Source organism: Pseudomonas sp. KH_050 (assembly GCF_057838875.1).
In genome coordinates this window covers 6,373,598-6,386,641 of the sequence record NZ_CM174478.1, presented here as the reverse complement: position 1 = coordinate 6,386,641, position 13,044 = coordinate 6,373,598, and the positions used below count along the sequence as shown (strand labels likewise).

At 59.8% G+C, this 13,044-nt stretch carries 10 protein-coding genes; 6 read left to right on the top strand and 4 right to left on the bottom strand.

What is annotated here, in order from left to right; all coding sequences use genetic code 11:
* Positions 1–174 precede the first annotated feature (174 nt).
* The 5 genes from AC3IUA_RS29385 to gcvP all read left to right on the top strand — a co-directional run bounded on the left by AC3IUA_RS29385 (position 175) and on the right by gcvP (position 8,036).
* A complete protein-coding gene (locus AC3IUA_RS29385; protein ID WP_489358279.1) occupies positions 175–1,176 on the top strand; it encodes an extracellular solute-binding protein in 1,002 nt (333 codons plus the stop codon).
* A 216-nt stretch (positions 1,177–1,392) separates the two neighbouring features.
* Positions 1,393–3,009, top strand: coding sequence for an ABC transporter permease (locus AC3IUA_RS29380; RefSeq protein WP_489358278.1), 1,617 nt, complete (start codon positions 1,393–1,395; stop codon positions 3,007–3,009).
* A gap of 156 nt (positions 3,010–3,165) precedes the next feature.
* Positions 3,166–4,248, top strand: coding sequence for a glycine cleavage system aminomethyltransferase GcvT (gene gcvT / locus AC3IUA_RS29375; RefSeq protein ID WP_489358277.1), 1,083 nt, complete (start codon positions 3,166–3,168; stop codon positions 4,246–4,248).
* Between the two features lie 52 nt (positions 4,249–4,300).
* The gene (gene gcvH / locus AC3IUA_RS29370) at positions 4,301–4,684 is read left to right on the top strand and encodes a glycine cleavage system protein GcvH (RefSeq protein WP_489358276.1); all 384 of its coding nucleotides are present in this window, start codon (positions 4,301–4,303) and stop codon (positions 4,682–4,684) included.
* A 478-nt stretch (positions 4,685–5,162) separates the two neighbouring features.
* A complete protein-coding gene (gcvP, locus tag AC3IUA_RS29365) occupies positions 5,163–8,036 on the top strand; it encodes an aminomethyl-transferring glycine dehydrogenase (RefSeq protein ID WP_489358275.1) in 2,874 nt (957 codons plus the stop codon).
* A gap of 278 nt (positions 8,037–8,314) precedes the next feature.
* Here the strand turns inward: gcvP and AC3IUA_RS29360 are convergent, their stop codons facing one another.
* The 3 genes from AC3IUA_RS29360 to AC3IUA_RS29350 all read right to left on the bottom strand — a co-directional run bounded on the left by AC3IUA_RS29360 (position 8,315) and on the right by AC3IUA_RS29350 (position 10,983).
* Positions 8,315–8,635 carry a DUF2388 domain-containing protein gene (locus AC3IUA_RS29360; protein ID WP_489358274.1) on the bottom strand — a complete coding sequence of 107 codons (321 nt, stop codon included), beginning with the start codon at positions 8,633–8,635 and terminating at the stop codon, positions 8,315–8,317.
* A gap of 87 nt (positions 8,636–8,722) precedes the next feature.
* On the bottom strand, positions 8,723–10,504 hold the full coding sequence (gene tfpB / locus AC3IUA_RS29355) for a type IV pilus assembly ATPase TfpB (RefSeq protein WP_489358273.1): 1,782 nt from the start codon (positions 10,502–10,504) through the stop codon (positions 8,723–8,725).
* 140 nt (positions 10,505–10,644) lie between these two features.
* Complete coding sequence (locus AC3IUA_RS29350) at positions 10,645–10,983, bottom strand: hypothetical protein (protein WP_489358272.1); 339 nt, start codon at positions 10,981–10,983, stop codon at positions 10,645–10,647.
* Between the two features lie 127 nt (positions 10,984–11,110).
* On the opposite strand from AC3IUA_RS29350, the gene AC3IUA_RS29345 reads away from it, so the two are divergent.
* The gene (locus AC3IUA_RS29345; RefSeq protein ID WP_489358271.1) at positions 11,111–11,575 is read left to right on the top strand and encodes an Lrp/AsnC family transcriptional regulator; all 465 of its coding nucleotides are present in this window, start codon (positions 11,111–11,113) and stop codon (positions 11,573–11,575) included.
* Positions 11,576–11,646: 71 nt separating this feature from the next.
* Here the strand turns inward: AC3IUA_RS29345 and AC3IUA_RS29340 are convergent, their stop codons facing one another.
* Positions 11,647–13,014, bottom strand: a complete 1,368-nt coding sequence (locus tag AC3IUA_RS29340; RefSeq protein ID WP_489358270.1) for a CYTH domain-containing protein — start codon at positions 13,012–13,014, stop codon at positions 11,647–11,649.
* Positions 13,015–13,044 lie beyond the last annotated feature (30 nt).

Below are 13,044 nucleotides of genomic sequence, written 5' to 3'. Positions count from 1 at the left end.
GCTGCCGCAGGCTGCGATCTTTTGCTCTTGCGCAATCAGCGGTGCGCCGGAAAAGATCGCCGCCTTCGGCAGCTCCACAGCAACATCTGGTAACTCCTCGGCGGACTGTTCGGTTGAGAAGCTAAATCCGAGTCACTATCATTTCATTTTCCCTTATTTCGAGAGACCGCCCCCATGCTGGCACCGAAGCGTCTACTGACTGCCCTGGCACTCACACTCATCGGTAGCACGGCCCAGGCGGCCGATGAGGTGGTGGTTTACTCCTCGCGCATCGATGAGCTGATCAAGCCGGTATTCGACGCCTATACCCAGAAGACCGGCGTCCAGGTGAAGTTCATCACCGACAAGGAAGCACCGTTGATGCAGCGGATCAAGGCCGAGGGCGAAAACGCCACAGCCGATCTACTGCTCACCGTCGATGCCGGCAACCTCTGGCAAGCCGAGCAGATGGGCATCCTGCAGCCTTTCACCTCCAAGGTGATCGACGCCAATATTCCGCTTCAATACCGTTCGTCCGCCCATCAGTGGACCGGTTTGAGCCTGCGGGCGCGGACCATTGCCTATTCCACTGCCCGGGTAAAACCGGCTGACTTGAGCACTTACGAGGCGTTGGCCGACAAGCAATGGGAAGGCCGCGTGTGCCTGCGCACGGCGAAAAAGGTCTACAACCAGTCGCTGACCGCCACGATGATCGAAGTCCATGGTGCGGAAAAGACCGAGAAAATCCTCAAAGGCTGGGTCAACAACCTGTCTACCGATGTGTTCTCCGATGACGTCGCGGTGCTCGAAGCAATCAATGCCGGACAATGTGACGTCGGCATCGTCAACACCTATTACTATGGCCGTCTGCACAAGCAGAAGCCTGATCTGGCGGTAAAACTGTTCTGGCCGAACCAGGGCGACCGTGGTGTGCATGTCAACCTGTCCGGCATCGGCCTGACCAAACACGCCCCGCACCCGGAAGCGGCCAAGGCGCTGGTGGAGTGGATGACCACCCCGGAAGCCCAGAAAATCTTCGCCGATATCAACCAGGAATTCCCGGCCAATCCGAATGTGCAGCCGTCTGCTGAAGTGGCGGGTTGGGGCAAGTTCGTTGCCGATACCTTGCCGGTGGAAGTGGCTGGCAAGCGTCAGGCCGAAGCCATTCGTTTGATGGACCGTGCTGGCTGGAACTGAGCCGCCGGTTATACTGCGCCCCGCATTTGCGGGGCGTTTTGTTTCCGGCAGATTGTCGGCGCGATTGTGATTGCCAACAAATCGCAGCGCGGGATTTGTAACGCCCCCCGATATCGCGGTTGCAGGCGGTCGGCGTAGGAGCTGCCGCAGGCTGCGATCTTTTCCGATACACCCCGCATCCGCTATTGATTCAAACCCATCACCAGAGAGCTTTTCGTGGCCCATCCCGCCCAACGTCGTTGGTATCCACTGGTCTTTGCCGTTGCCGCACTGGTTCTGCTGCCGCTGAGCGTGCTGCTGTTGTCGTGGCAGTCGATCGACCAGCAGATCTGGTCGCACCTGTGGCAAACCCAGATGCCGCGCTTGCTCGGCAATACGCTGACGCTGGTGCTGGGTGTCGGGGTCGGCGTGACACTGCTGGGTGTCAGCCTGGCCTGGTTGACCAGCCTCTGTGACTTCCCTGGGCGGCGCTGGCTGGATTGGGCGCTGATGCTGCCGTTTGCAATTCCGGCCTACGTGCTGGCGTTTGTCTTCGTCGGTTTGCTGGATTTTTCCGGTCCGCTGCAAACCCTGTTGCGCGAATGGTTCGGCATGGACCTGCGCCTGCCGCGGGTGCGCTCCACCGGCGGGGTGATCCTGGTGCTGGTGCTGGTGTTCTACCCCTATGTCTATTTACTCGCACGCACCGCCTTTATCGCCCAGGGCAAGGGTCTGATGGAGGCAGCGCGGGTTCTCGGTCAATCGCCCTGGCAGGCGTTCTGGCGCGTGGCGCTGCCCATGGCGCGGCCAGCCATCGGTGCGGGCGTAGCCCTGGCGCTGATGGAGACCCTGGCGGATTTCGGCGCGGTGGCGGTGTTCAACTTCGATACCTTCACCACGGCCATCTACAAGACCTGGTACGGCTTCTTCAGCCTCTCCAGCGCAGCGCAACTGGCCAGTCTGTTGCTGCTGGCGGTCATGCTGGTGTTGTACGGCGAACGCCGGGCTCGCGGCGCCAGCCGGGCGGGTAATGAGCGGCCCCGCGGCAAGGCGTTGTATCACCTGCACGGCTTCAAGGCGTTGGCCGCCAGTAGTTGGTGCGGTCTGGTGTTTGCCTGTGCCTTTGTCATTCCGATGCTGCAGCTGGTGGTCTGGTTCTGGCAGCGCGGACGTTTCGACCTCGATGAACGGTATACCGGGCTGATCGTGCACACGCTGTACCTGGGCGGTATGGCGGCCTTGATCACGGTAAGCGTGGCCTTGTTGCTGGCATTTGCCCGACGACTGGCGCCGACCCGGGCCATCCGCTCCGGTATCAGTGTGGCCAATATAGGTTACGCCTTGCCGGGCTCGGTACTCGCCGTGTCGATCATGCTCGCCTTCAGCTATCTGGACCGCGAGATGGTCATCCCGTTGTCGTCCTGGTTGGGCGGTGCGGGTAAACCCTTGCTGCTGGGCAGCCTGTCGGCATTGCTGCTGGCCTATCTGGTGCGATTCATTGCGGTGGCCTACGGACCGCTGGAAAATAGCCTGGGACGGATCCGGCCTTCATTGCCCGAAGCAGCCCGCAGTTTGGGGGTCAGTGGGCCACGACTGTTTTGCAAAGTGTATCTGCCATTGCTGCTGCCAGGCACCTTGAGCGCCGCGTTGCTGGTGTTTGTCGATGTGCTCAAGGAAATGCCCGCCACCCTGCTGATGCGCCCGTTCGGCTGGGACACGCTGGCCGTGCGGATCTTCGAAATGACCAGTGAAGGCGAGTGGTCACGGGCGTCGTTGCCGGCCTTGACGCTGGTTTTGGTCGGACTGTTACCGGTCATCGGATTAATCCGACGGTCCGCGCATCGAACAGCCTAGGTGCCAGTCCTACACCTTGCGGCTACAATGCGCGGCATTCGGTGCGGTCCGTCTTTCAGACAGGGTGACTGGAATCGGCTGAAAGCCATATATTTCAAGGCTTTCACTCCGTACAGCACTCGCCCGCACCCTCGCCACGCCCGGAAGGAGAAACCCATGGGACAGCGTACGCCTCTGTATGACCTTCATCTCGCCCTCGGCGCGAAGATGGTCGATTTTGGCGGTTGGGATATGCCTTTGCATTATGGCTCGCAAGTTGAAGAGCACCATCAAGTGCGCCGCGACTGCGGGGTTTTCGATGTATCCCACATGACCGTGATTGACGTCAGCGGCCCCCAGGCCAAGGCCTGGCTCCAGCATTTGCTGGCCAATGATGTCGAACATCTGCACAGCATTGGCCGTGCTCTGTACAGCGCCATGCTCAATGAGCGCGGCGGGGTGGTCGATGACATGATCGTCTATCGCACCGAAGCCGGTTACCGTCTGGTGGTGAATGCCGCCACCCGTGATCAGGACATGGCCTGGATGCAGGCTCAGCTCGGCGATTACCAGGTACAGTTGCACGAGCGCCCCGAGTTGGCGATGCTGGCGATTCAAGGCCCGCAGGCCCGGAGCAAGATTGCCGAGCTGGTTTCCCAGGCTCGTGGCGCGCTGATCCATCAGCTGAAACCTTTTGAGGGGCAAGCCGACGGCGACTGGTTCATCGCGCGTACCGGTTACACCGGTGAAGATGGTCTGGAAATTGTCCTGCCGGCCGATCAGGCACCGGCGTTCTTCAACGATCTGGTCGGTGCCGGTATTTCCCCGATCGGCCTCGGCGCCCGCGATACGCTACGACTTGAAGCCGGCATGAACCTTTACGGCCAGGACATTCATCAAGACGTCTCACCGTTGGCGGCCAATATGGCCTGGAGCATTGCCTGGGAACCTGCCGCTCGTCAGTTTATTGGCCGCACCGCGCTGGAAGCCGAACGGGCAGGCGGAGTGCAGCAAAAACTGGTGGGGCTGGTGCTGGAAGAGCGTGGAGTATTGCGCGCTCACCAGGTAGTTCGCATCGCCGATGTTGGCGAAGGGGAGATCACCAGTGGTAGTTTCTCTCCTACGCTTAGCAAGTCGATTGCACTGGCGCGGGTGCCGATGGCAACCGCCGACCGTGCAGAAGTGGAAATCCGTGGCAAGTGGTACCCGGTTCGGGTGGTAAAACCGACCTTTGTGCGTCATGGCAAAGCCTTGATCTAACTTTTTCTGGCGGGTAAACAACCGCTGACGTTTCTTCTTGAGGACACAGAATATGAGCGAAATCCCTGTCGATCTGCGTTTTGCCGAAAGTCACGAATGGGCCCGTCTGGACGAGGATGGCGGCGTGAAAGTGGGTATTTCCGACCATGCTCAGGAAGCCTTGGGTGATGTAGTGTTCGTCGAGCTGCCGGAAATCGGCAAAGTGTTTGCCGCCGGTGAGGCCGCGGGCGTGGTCGAGTCGGTCAAGGCCGCGTCCGATATCTACTCGCCAGTGTCGGGCGAAGTGATTGCCATCAACGAAGAACTGGGCGCCAGTCCGGAGCTGCTTAACAGCGATCCATACGGTGCGTGGATCTTCAAACTCAAGCCAAGCGATACCAGCGAACTGGACAATTTGCTCGACGCTGCCAGCTACAAGAGTGCTATCGGCGAGTAATGCTCGCCCCGTAGGAGCTGCCGCAGGCTGCGATCTTTTGATCTTTCTAACGGACCACGCCCTTCCCGAACAAAGATCAAAAGATCAAAAGATCAAAAGATCAAAAGATCAAAAGATCAAAAGATCAAAAGATCAAAAGATCAAAAGATCGCAGCCTGCGGCAGCTCCTACCAGCCTTGACCGCCACCACCGAACGCTCGACATCACTCTTGCTCATGGCCGAGAACATCGGCAGCGAGACGATCAAACGACCCACACGTTCCACGACCGGAAACATGCCGTCCGTGAAACCGTGCGCACGACCGTTTCAGCTCGAGCCCAAGGCTTGTGCGGCGTCTTCCAGCACCCGCAGGGCTCTCTCAGACGCTGAGCATACCAATTGGCCAAATACCCCATGCCGTCGACCCTCGGGATCGACTGCTATGCTGCTTTGACCGTGTTGCATCGACGCCGAGCGCCATTCAAGAGAGAGCCCGTCATGTCCCAGCTGCCGTCCTTGAGCCAGTTACGCGACCCCAATGCCTTCCTGCGGCGCCATTTGGGACCCGATTCCGCCGAGCAACAGGCCATGCTCGACAGCCTCGGGCTCGCCAGCCGGGTCGAGTTGATCGAGCAGACGGTGCCGCCGGGCATTCGATTCAACCGCGTGCTGGACCTGCCACCAGCACTTGATGAGGAGGCCGCACTGGCCAGGCTCAAGGGCTATGCCGAACAGAACGAGGTCTGGACCAGTCTGATCGGCATGGGCTATCACGGCACCCTGACGCCGGCGGTGATCCTGCGTAACGTGCTGGAAAATCCCGGCTGGTACACCGCCTACACCCCCTATCAGCCGGAGATTGCCCAGGGTCGGCTCGAAGCGTTACTGAACTTCCAGCAATTGACCATCGACCTCACCGGTCTGGAGCTGGCCAACGCATCGCTGCTGGATGAGGCCACGGCGGCAGCGGAGGCCATGGCGCTGGCCAAGCGCGTAGCCAAGTCCAGAAGCAATCTGTTTTTTGTCGACGAAAGCTGTCATCCACAGACCATTTCCGTGGTCCAGACCCGAGCCGAAGGGTTTGGCTTCGAACTGGTGATCGATACTGTGGATAACCTTGCCAACCACCAGGTGTTCGGCGCACTGCTGCAGTACCCGAACACCCACGGTGAAATCCGCAACTTGCGGCCGCTGATCGATCAGTTGCATGCGCAGCAGGCACTGGCCTGTGTCTCGGCCGATCTGCTCAGTCTATTGCTGTTGACCCCGCCAGGGGAGTTGGGGGCCGATGTGGTGTTCGGTTCGTCTCAGCGATTTGGTGTGCCAATGGGGTATGGTGGTCCTCATGCGGCCTATTTTGCCAGTCGTGATGAGTTCAAACGGGCAATTCCAGGGCGGATCATCGGCGTTTCGAAGGATGCACGCGGCAATGTCGCACTGCGTATGGCGTTGCAGACCCGCGAGCAGCATATCCGCCGGGAGAAGGCCAACTCGAACATCTGTACTGCGCAGGTGCTGCTGGCCAACATCGCCAGCTTCTATGCGGTCTATCACGGCCCGGCGGGGCTCAAGCGCATTGCCCAGCGGGTTCACCGGTTGACCTGCATACTGGCCGCCGGTCTTGAGCGCAACGGCATTACCCGGCTTAACAAGCAGTTCTTCGACACCCTGACTCTGGAAGTCGGCGGCAGCCAGACGGCGATTATCGAAAGCGCCAAGGCTGCGCAGATCAATCTGCGGATTCTCGGCCGTGGTCAGTTAGGCCTGAGCCTCGATGAAACCTGTAATGAAAACACGGTGGCGCGGTTGTTCGATATCTTCCTTGGTGCCGACCACAGGCTGGATGTCGCCGAGCTGGATGCCGAGCCATTGGCCTCGGGCATCCCGGCCGAACTGCTGCGCAGCTCGCCTTATCTGAGCCATCCGGTATTCAGTGCCCATCACAGCGAAACCGAGATGCTGCGTTACCTCAAACAGCTCGAGAACAAGGACCTGGCGCTCAACCAGTCGATGATCCCGCTGGGCTCCTGCACCATGAAGCTCAATGCCACCAGCGAGATGATTCCGATCACCTGGCCGGGCTTTGCCAATCTGCACCCGTTTGCGCCGACCGAGCAGGCGTTGGGCTATTCACGGATGATCAGCGAGCTGGAGCGCTGGCTGTGCGCGATCACCGGCTTCGATGCCATCTGCATGCAGCCCAACTCCGGCGCTCAGGGCGAGTACGCCGGGTTGCTGGCAATCCGCAAATACCACGAGAGCCGCCAGCAAGGCGCGCGCAACGTTTGCCTGATCCCGGCGTCTGCCCACGGTACCAACCCGGCCTCGGCGCAGATGGCGGGCATGCAGGTGGTGATCGTCGAGTGCGACGATGCCGGCAACGTCGATCTGGACGACCTGAAAGCCAAGGCCCTGGCCGCCAATGACAAGCTGTCCTGCCTGATGGTGACCTACCCCTCGACCCATGGCGTGTATGAAGAAGGCATCAACGAGATCTGTGAAGTTGTCCACAGCCATGGCGGCCAGGTGTACATGGACGGCGCCAACCTCAACGCCCAGGTCGGGCTGGCCCGGCCGGCGGATATCGGCGCTGACGTATCCCACATGAATTTGCACAAGACCTTCTGCATCCCCCATGGTGGTGGTGGGCCCGGCATGGGGCCGATTGGCGTGCGGGCGCATCTGGCGCCTTACGTCGCCAATCATCCGGTGGTGCCGATCGAAGGCCCGTTGCCGCAGAACGGCGCTGTCAGCGCGGCGCCCTGGGGCAGCGCGAGCATTCTGCCGATCAGCTGGATGTACATCGCGATGATGGGGCCGCAATTGGCGGATACCAGTGAAGTGGCGATTCTCGCCGCGAATTACCTGGCCGAGCATTTGAGCGGAGCCTTCCCGGTGCTCTATGCCGGGCGTAATGGTCGGGTGGCCCACGAATGCATTCTTGATCTGCGGCCGCTCAAGGCGCAAACCGGGATCAGCGAAGAGGATGTTGCCAAGCGTTTGATGGACTACGGATTTCACGCGCCGACCATGTCGTTCCCGGTACCGGGCACACTGATGGTCGAGCCGACCGAGAGCGAGTCAAAGGCTGAACTGGACCGCTTCATTGAAGCCATGCTGAGTATTCGCGCGGAAATAGCCCTGGTGCAAAACGGTACCTGGCCCGGCGAAGACAACCCGTTGAAACGTTCACCGCACACCCTGGCGGATATCACCGGCGTCTGGGAGCGCCCCTACAGCATCGAACAGGCAGTCACCCCCAGCGCTCACACCAAGACCCATAAATACTGGCCGACGGTGAATCGCGTCGACAATGTGTATGGCGACCGCAATCTGTTTTGCGCCTGTGTGCCGGTGGATGCGTATCGTTGAAGCGAGGGCGAATTAAGGGTAGATACGCCGAATGCAGGACGTGTGGCGAGGGAGCTTGCTCCCGCTCGGCTGCGAAGCAGTCGTAAAAGCCTACAGATGCGTTATACCTGAAAAACCGCAGTTACAGATTTTAGGACCGCTTCGCGCCCCAGCGGGAGCAAGCTCCCTCGCCACAATTGATCACCAGACTGTAGATTTTTGTTAACTGACGGGCATCAAGGCCAAAAAAAAAATACCGCTCCCAAGAGCGGCATTTTTTTATTCAGCAGATCAACAGGTCACTGCTGGGCAACGGCATTCTTCGCCAGAATCGCGTTGGCCAACTCCATGTCGGTAGCCTGCAAGCCTGGGTTATCGGCGCGGACTTTCTGCATTGCGGCCTCCAGATACGGGCCACGAATACCACCATCGCTGGCGACGAAGCTGCTGGCGTCATCCTGGGCTGCGACAACCAGCTTGTGATCCTTGGAGGTCAGGTAGCTGGAACCAGTGGTCGCTCCTGAGGTAATGACGTTACGCCAGAAGGTATCCTCCGCCATTGCCGAGCCGACAGGAAGCGACAGCAAGGCCAAGGTGGCGACAGCAAGTTTAAAACGCATTATGGGTGACTCCGATGGGTTATCTGGAGCCTTGGATACTCGATAGCCCGGTTGAGTTCCGTTGTACTGAATCAATGGGTTACGTCATTATTTCTGCTCACTCTGGGGTGTCACGCGCAGCACCTCCTCGATGGTCGTCAAGCCAGCCGCGACTTTCTGTGCGCCGGATAACCGCAGGCTGCGCATGCCTTCCTTGAATGCCTGGTGACGCACCGCCAGCAGGTCGGTGTCCCGGTGGATCAACGCTTTGACGCTGTCGCTCATCAGCATGATTTCGTACACCCCGGCGCGCCCACGATAGCCGGTGTCGCGGCACTCCAGACAACCGATTGCCCGCTGGGCATTGGTCGGCAACGGTGCTTGCCAGGGCCGGGTCAGGGTCTGCCAGTCCTCGTCGCCCAAGCTCACGTGTGCCTTGCAGTGTGGGCAAAGGGTACGCACCAGCCGTTGGGCCATGACCCCGAGCAGGGTGGCCTTGATCAGGTAATGCGGCACGCCGAGTTCCAACAGGCGGCTGATGGCGCTCGGCGCATCATTGGTGTGCAGGGTGGAAAGCACCAGGTGGCCGGTGAGCGCGGCCTGGATCGCCATTTCGGCGGTTTCCAGGTCGCGGATCTCACCGATCATGATGATGTCCGGGTCCTGGCGCATCAGTGCCCGTATACCGCTGGCAAAGGTCAGGTCGATGTTGTGCTGGACCTGCATCTGGTTGAACGCTGGCTCGACCATTTCGATCGGGTCTTCGATGGTGCAGAGATTGACTTCGGGGGTCGCCAGTTTCTTCAGGGTGGTGTAGAGCGTGGTGGTTTTACCGGAGCCGGTCGGGCCGGTGACCAGAATGATGCCGTTGGGCTGGCGGGTCATGTCTTGCCAGCGGCGCAGGTCTTCTGCGGAGAAGCCCAGCTGGTCGAAGTTCTTGAGCAGCACTTCCGGGTCGAAAATTCGCATGACCATTTTTTCGCCAAAGGCCGTTGGTAGCGTCGACAGGCGCAGCTCGACTTCTCCACCGTCCGGGGTTTTGGTCTTGACCCGGCCGTCCTGGGGTTTGCGCTTTTCCGCGACATTCATCCGCCCCAGGCTTTTCAGGCGGCTGACGATGGCCATGGTCACTTGTGGCGGAAATTGATAAACGTTGTGCAGCACGCCGTCGATACGAAAGCGCACGGTGCCTTGCTCTCGGCGGGGCTCGATATGAATATCGCTGGCGCGCTGCTGGAAGGCGTACTGGAACAGCCAGTCGACGATATTGACGATGTGCGCGTCGTTGGCGTCCGGCTCCTGGTCACTGGCGCCGAGGTTGAGCAACTGTTCGAAGTTGCCCAGGGTGCTCATTTTCTGATCAGAGTTGTTGGCGCCACTGACCGATTTGGCCAGGCGGAAAAATTCCACGGTAAAGCGTTGGATGTCCGCCGGGTTGGCCACCACGCGTTTGATCGGCAGCTTCAGGACGTGGGTCAGATCGGCTTCCCAGGCGGTGACGTAGGGCTGCGCGCTGGCCACTGTCACCGCATCGCGGTCGATCGACACCGCAAGGATCTTGTGACGCTGGGCAAAGGCATAGGACATCAGCGGGGTAATGCCCGCGACATTGATCTTCAGCGGGTCGATGCGCAAATAAGGCTGACCGGCCTGCTGCGCGAGCCACAGGGTCAGGCTTTCCAGGTCAAGCTGCTTACCGGGTCGACTGAGGTCGTCGAACTGCTGGCTGGCGAGAAATTCCAGCGGGTGGAGCTGGCTGTTGACGGCGTTGCGTCGGGTAGTCAATGCGTGTTCGGCACAATCCTGGCTGATAAAGCCTTGGGCGACCAGTTCACACAGCAGATCATTGAGATCGAGCCAGCGATCCTGAGTGAGGAGGGGGACGGACATGCGGGTTCCTTATGAACAATCCTGCAACTAGCGGTTAAGACACGTGCGTCTCTGACCACCGATTGCCAAGAATAGTCCCCGGATGAGCCGACCGTTCGGCCGTTACCGAACCAAGCGTTGCGAGTTTTTACCGACAGGCGTCAGCCGGTCGCCTGTGCAGGCTGAGCCCATGCGGATTCAGCAGGTTGCAAATCCACCGAGCAGACGCTGATCAAGTTACGGAGCTTCTCAGCGATCACCTGAGCGCGGTGCCAGCTCAGTCCGTCGAGCTGCACATCGATGGACAGTAAGTCGCCCTGGCGCAGCATGTTGACCTGCTGCGGAACCAGAAACTGCAGGGCGAAATGGTTGAGCACCCGGCACGGCAGATCCGGCTCGGCTTCCGCCAGGAGCTGATAGCGCACGCGGCAATGGGCGTTGCTGACGTTCCAGACATCGGCGCGGGTCGGGGCGGTGCTGACAGCTTCGAGAGGGGGCATGCTGGATCTCCAAAAAACACTGGAGAAATTTTTACATGCCGTTGGCGGTATTTCTTATCTATGATTGGGTTTATTGCAGATAAATTGAATTGAATAATTCAATTGTTAAGTTATTCAGAGGTTTTTTATGCGCAGCGAGCTTGATGCTTATGACCGACGGATTCTGGCGCTGCTCCAGGAGGACGCCTCGCTCTCCAGTGCGCAGATCGCCGAACAGGTCGGGCTGTCGCAGTCACCGTGCTGGCGACGAATTCAACGGCTCAAGGAGGAGGGCGTCATTCGCGGGCAAGTGACCCTGCTGGATCGCAAGAAAATCGGTCTCAACACGCAGATCTTCGCCGAGATCAAACTCAACGCCCACGGCCGCTCCAACTTCACTGAATTCACCGAGGCGATTCGCGGCTTTGCGGAGGTTCTAGAGTGTTATGTGCTGATGGGGTCGGTGGACTTTTTGCTGCGCATTGTCACTGCGGATATCGAGGCGTATGAGCGGTTTTTCTTCGAGAAGCTGTCGATGGTACCGGGGATTCAGGAGGTCAACTCGATCGTGGCTTTGTCCGAAATCAAATCCACGACGAGTTTGCCAGTGTAGCGCTGAAACAAAGATCGCAACCTGCCGCAGCTCCGTAGGAGCTGCCGCAGGCTGCGATCTTTTTTGCGATGTTACATACGCAACAAATTCTTCCAGGCACGATTCTGGAACACCACAATCGCCTGCTGCTTGCGGGCATCGAGCGCTTCATCGGTGATCGGCTCGTTGGCCAGTTGCTGCAGCTGTTTCAACTCGCCGTACAAGCGATCGAGTTCCGGGATCTCCAGCACGTTACGCGCATGGTGTAGCCAGGCCTGGATGCGCTCGATGCGCGGCAGTTGTTCGGCCAGGTCTTCCGGCTGTTGCTGGTAGCGCGACAGTTGCAGGGCGACGGCTTCGTCGGCCAGCAGGCGCGGCAACCAGTTGGCCAATTGCGCTGCACCCTGGCGATTGCCGCGGGTGTTGCGGTCGGCTGCCCAGGTGCGGGCCAGCAACCAGCGCGAAGTGTTCAGCGAGAACAGGCCCCAGCGCACGTCTTCAAGTTCTTCGGCGAACTGTTCCGGTGCGGCTTTACGCACGTCTTCGTCGTCCTGGCCGGCTTGCACCAGTGGGCGCCAGTCTTCCAGCAAGGCATCCAGCGATACTCGCAGGTCGTGGGTCGATTGACGTGGCGCGGCCTGGCCCAGGCTGCCCAGCAACGCGCGCAACTCAGCGAGGTTTTCGACCCATTCCTGCAGCAGGCGCCAGTGGCCATTGAAACGGTATTGCTCGGCCAGGCGCTGGCTGCTGCTCAGCAAATGCCAGCTCAACGCGGCGAAGGCTTCGTCCAGCGGCAGTTCAGCAGTCAGCTTTGGCGCGGGCAGGCTCAACGAATAGCTGTTGGCATCGAACAGGCGATAGCCACGCTCGGCCTTGCTGATATCGCACGGCATCAGCGCCAGGGTGGCGGCCAGTTCGGCGGCGAGTTCCAGCAGTGCGGCCGGTTCGCCTTCACGCAGTTCCAGCTCCAGTTCGCAGATTTCTTCTTTCTGCTTGCCGGCGATCACGTGGCCCAGGTCCAGCGCGGCCTCGATGACCACTTTGGCCTTGCCACGGCCCCAGGCGATTTCCGCGCGTTCGCGGACGAAATCGGTGGTGAAGATTGGCTTGAGGGTCTTTTTGTCCAGTTCGGCCAGTTGCTCCGGCCAGCATTCTCCGTCGAGTTTTTTCACGTCGAGCTTGGCTTTGGGCAGTTTCCAGTCGTACTCGTTACGCTCGGACAGACCGGCGATGCTTTGACCACGGGTCTTGAGGGTCTGGATCACTTCTTCGCCATCGCGGCGCAGGCGCAGGGCAACCTTGGCCTGAGCCAGATCGCGCTCTGGCGTGTCGAAGTACTGGTTCATCAGTTCACGGCGTTCCCAGCCACTTTTGTTGCGTTTTTTCAGTAGCGGATGCTCGCGCAACGCGGCGAGGGTTTCGCGGCTGACGCGGAGTTTGATTTCGGTTTCTTTCTGCATGGCCGGAAAATCCAGGATCGGGAGCGCAGC

Bases quoted from the DNA above. Each gene is read 5' to 3' on its own strand.
- AC3IUA_RS29385 (WP_489358279.1), top strand. From the start codon at position 175: ATGCTGGCACCGAAGCGTCTACTGACTGCCCTGGCACTCACACTCATC.
- gcvT (WP_489358277.1), top strand. From the start codon at position 3,166: ATGGGACAGCGTACGCCTCTGTATGACCTTCATCTCGCCCTCGGCGCG.
- gcvH (WP_489358276.1), top strand. From the start codon at position 4,301: ATGAGCGAAATCCCTGTCGATCTGCGTTTTGCCGAAAGTCACGAATGG.
- gcvP (WP_489358275.1), top strand. From the start codon at position 5,163: ATGTCCCAGCTGCCGTCCTTGAGCCAGTTACGCGACCCCAATGCCTTC.
- AC3IUA_RS29360 (WP_489358274.1), bottom strand. From the start codon at position 8,635: ATGCGTTTTAAACTTGCTGTCGCCACCTTGGCCTTGCTGTCGCTTCCT.
- tfpB (WP_489358273.1), bottom strand. From the start codon at position 10,504: ATGTCCGTCCCCCTCCTCACTCAGGATCGCTGGCTCGATCTCAATGAT.
- AC3IUA_RS29350 (WP_489358272.1), bottom strand. From the start codon at position 10,983: ATGCCCCCTCTCGAAGCTGTCAGCACCGCCCCGACCCGCGCCGATGTC.
- AC3IUA_RS29345 (WP_489358271.1), top strand. From the start codon at position 11,111: ATGCGCAGCGAGCTTGATGCTTATGACCGACGGATTCTGGCGCTGCTC.
- AC3IUA_RS29340 (WP_489358270.1), bottom strand. From the start codon at position 13,014: ATGCAGAAAGAAACCGAAATCAAACTCCGCGTCAGCCGCGAAACCCTC.